Here is a 3,730-nt window from a genome sequence, read left to right on the forward strand (position 1 = left end):
GTTAGGGGGCCAGTTCGTTGGCTCTCCGGCCTTTGCCCAGGAGGCTTTGAAGTACAAACCGGAGGATGGCGCAAAGCTGAGGCTCCTGCGCTGGTCGCCTTTCGTGCAGGGTGACGAGGACCAGTGGTTGAAGAACACCAAACGGTTCACCGAAATGACGGGGGTAGAGGTCCGTGTCGACAAGGAGAGCTGGGAAGACATTCGCCCCAAGGCTGCGGTCGCAGCGAATGTCGGCTCAGGTCCGGACCTGATGTTCGTCTGGTTCGACGATCCGCACCAGTACCCTGACAAGCTTCTCAACGTGACGGAACTGGGCGATTATCTCGGGAAGAAATATGGCGGCTGGTACGATGGGCCGAAACAGTATGCGACGCGCGAGGGCAAGTTCATTGGCCTGCCTCTGGCCACCATCGGCAACGCCATCGTCTACCGCGAAAGTTGGGTGAAGGAGGCCGGTTTCTCGGAGTTTCCGAAGGACACAGCCGGCTTCCTCGAACTCTGCAAGGCGCTCAAGGCCAAAGGTCATCCTGCCGGCTTCACGCATGGCCACGGAGTCGGCGACGGCAACAACTATGCGCATTGGCTGCTGTGGAGCCATGGCGGCCAGATGGTCGACGAGCAAGGCAAGGTCACGATCAACAGCCCCGAGACGCTCAAGGCGATTCAGTATGCACAGGAGCTTTACAAGACCTTCATTCCCGGCACCGAGAGCTGGCTCGACGTCAACAACAACCGCGCCTTCCTGGCCGGCGAAGTGAGCGTCATCGCCAACGGGATTTCCGTCTACAACACGGCCAAGGTCAACAAGGACAATGATCCGAAGCTGACCGAGATCGCCAAGGACATGCGCACGACCAACATGCCGATCGGTCCGGTCGGGAAATCCGTCGAGCTGTTCCAGGTGACCACAGCCGTCATTTTCAACTACACGCCCTACCCCAACGCGGCGAAGGCCTATCTGCAGTTCATGTTCGAGGATCCGCAAATGTCGGATTGGATCACCTCCTCGGCGGGCTACTGCTGCCAGACGCTCAAATCCTTCGCCAACAATCCGGTTTGGAAGGCCGATCCGAACAACGCGGCCTACGCGAAGGCCTCGGAGACGCTACGTCCCAACGGCTATGCGGGGCCGCTTGGCTACGCCTCGGCCGCCACCATGGCCGACTATGTTCTTGTCGACATGTTCGCCAAAGCCGTGACCGGGCAGGCCGCGCCGCAGGAAGCGATGGAAGAGGCGGAAAAGCGCGCCAACCGCTACTATCGCGTATGACCACAGCTGAGCCGGGCGGTCGACCGTGCTGCCCGGCTCGGTTTCGGACGGCGGCTTGCGCCGCCATGCACCCGACCTCATGAGGAGCCGACCATGGCCGTGACGTCAGCTGCGGTTCGGCCGCGCCAATCAATCCTGTCGCGTCTGTCGGAAAGCCGAAATACCCTCGGCTTCGGCTTCATGTTGCCAGCGGCTGCGCTGTTGCTGGTCTTCCTGACTTACCCGCTTGGGCTCGGCGTCTGGCTTGGTTTCACTGACGCCCGCATTGGCCGCCCAGGCATCTTCATCGGCATTGAGAATTATGAGTACCTGTGGAGCGACAGCGTCTTCTGGCTCTCAGTCTTCAACACGCTGCTCTACACGGTCAGCGCTTCGATCCTGAAATTCATGCTCGGGCTCTGGCTGGCGCTCATCCTCAACGAGAACCTGCCCTTCAAGTCGTTCTTTCGCGCGGTGGTGCTGCTGCCCTGGGTGGTGCCGACGGTGCTTTCGGCCATCGCCTTCTGGTGGATCTACGATTCGCAGTTCTCGATCCTGTCATGGGCGCTGCAGCAGATGGGACTTTTCGACCATCGCATCAACTTCCTCGGCGACCCAACCAATGCGCGCGCCTCGGTGATCGCGGCCAATGTCTGGCGCGGCATTCCATTCGTCGCCATCACTCTGCTCGCCGGCTTGCAGACCATCCCGCAATCGCTCTACGAGGCCGCCACCCTCGACGGGGCCAGCCGTTGGCAGTTGTTCCGCTACGTGACCCTGCCGCTGCTGACGCCGATCATTGCCATCACCATGACCTTCTCGGTGCTCTTCACCTTCACCGATTTCCAACTGATCTATGTGCTCACTCGTGGCGGCCCGGTGAACGCCACGCATCTGATGGCGACATTATCTTTCCAACGCGGCATTGCTGGGGGCCAACTCGGAGAGGGCGCGGCGATCGCCGTAGCCATGATCCCCTTCCTGCTGGCGGCGATCCTGTTCAGCTATTTCGGCTTGCAACGGCGCAGATGGCAGCAAGGCGGCGGAGACTGAACATGGCCGCGATCAAGCAAGCCGGGCGCGTTGATACCGACGAAGGGGGCATGGGCTACCTGCAAAGTGTGCCCCGCCGGGTGGTGACGATCTACCTGCCGCTGCTGGTGTTCATGATCGTACTCCTGTTCCCCTTCTACTGGATGACGGTCACAGCCATTAAGCCGAATGCCGAGATGACCGACTACGTGTACTACAACCCATTCTGGGTTGTTCATCCGACATTGCAGCACATACGTTATCTGTTGTTTGAGACCTCTTATCCTGGTTGGCTGCTCAACACTCTCATCATCTCGACGGCCGCCACTTTCCTGTCGCTGTTGGCAGCGGTGCTGGCGGCCTATGCCATCGAACGCCTGCGATTCTCGGGCGCGCGGCAGGTCGGCCTGGCAGTGTTCCTGGCCTATCTTGTGCCGCCTTCGATTCTATTCATCCCGCTGTCCCTGATGGTGTTCAATCTCGGCCTCTATGACACACCGTTCGCGCTGATCCTCACCTACCCCACCTTCCTCATTCCTTTCTGCACCTGGCTGCTGATGGGCTATTTTCGGTCGATCCCGTTCGAATTGGAAGAATGCGCTCTGATCGATGGCGCTAGCCGTTTGCAGATCCTCACCAAGATCGTGCTGCCGCTGTCAGTACCTGGTCTGATATCTGCGGGCATCTTCGCCTTCACGCTATCGTGGAACGAGTTCATTTATGCGTTGACCTTCATTCAATCGTCGGAAAAGAAGACGGTACCGGTTGGCGTGCTCACCGAGCTGGTCCGCTCCGACGTCTACGAATGGGGCGCGCTTATGGCAGGGGCGCTGATTGGGTCGCTGCCGGTGGTGATCCTCTATTCATTCTTTGTCGAGCACTACGTCTCCTCGATGACCGGCGCGGTAAAGGAATAACGCGGCGCGATCGCATCTGCTGTGTCCTCTCCCACGACTTGCCGAGAAGTGGCCGCGGCCGCGAGATAGAGGCGGCTGCGACTGAAGCTGCCGGGGTCTCGGGCGCGGAGAGTTCGCTGTCCGTGCGGGTTCTCCAGCCCACAGCAGGAGCTTGCGGACAAGGCGATCGTCTCGCTCAACGCGCTGGCCCGCTTAGAGAACGGCAAGGTCGATTCCCGGGTCAGCAGGATGCCTGCCATCGAAGCAGCTCTGACCAAGGCCGGCGTCGAGTTCTTGCCCGCCGGTCAAAGGCGAGGGCGTCCGCCTCCTCGATCCTCAGGCCTGAGCCCCCTGCCCCGCCTGCTGACCAATCCGAATGACGTCCACCAGCACCGAACGAATCTGCAGCCATGGAAATTCAGAATGCTTAAGCCTAGCGAACCAGGCGCAGCCGTTGAGACCCGTCAACCGACCGCGAGCCACGATCGCCGGCTGCATGCCATCCGCTGCGGCTGAGAAGCGCTCGTGTTTGGGCTGCTGGCAGGTTCAGAAT

4 protein-coding genes are annotated in these 3,730 nt (G+C 60.4%); 3 read left to right on the forward strand and 1 reads right to left on the reverse strand.

Features of this window, described 5'->3' with window-relative positions; genetic code table 11:
* The 3 genes from EOA27_RS26980 to EOA27_RS26990 all read left to right on the forward strand — a co-directional run.
* Positions 1–1,270 (forward strand): ABC transporter substrate-binding protein (locus EOA27_RS26980; RefSeq protein ID WP_145970554.1); only part of this gene is annotated, 1,270 nt, incomplete at its 5' end.
* Between the two features lie 93 nt (positions 1,271–1,363).
* Entirely contained in the window at positions 1,364–2,302 is a 939-nt protein-coding gene (locus tag EOA27_RS26985) for a sugar ABC transporter permease (RefSeq protein WP_126082691.1), read from the forward strand.
* Positions 2,303–2,304: 2 nt separating this feature from the next.
* On the forward strand, positions 2,305–3,198 hold the full coding sequence (locus tag EOA27_RS26990) for a carbohydrate ABC transporter permease (protein WP_126082690.1): 894 nt from the start codon (positions 2,305–2,307) through the stop codon (positions 3,196–3,198).
* Here the strand turns inward: EOA27_RS26990 and EOA27_RS40960 are convergent.
* Complete coding sequence (locus EOA27_RS40960) at positions 3,162–3,437, reverse strand: hypothetical protein (protein ID WP_189343130.1); 276 nt, start codon at positions 3,435–3,437, stop codon at positions 3,162–3,164. The genes EOA27_RS26990 and EOA27_RS40960 overlap by 37 nt on opposite strands.
* Positions 3,438–3,730 lie beyond the last annotated feature (293 nt).

This window comes from Mesorhizobium sp. M2A.F.Ca.ET.037.01.1.1, from assembly GCF_003998075.1.
GTDB lineage: Bacteria > Pseudomonadota > Alphaproteobacteria > Rhizobiales > Rhizobiaceae > Mesorhizobium.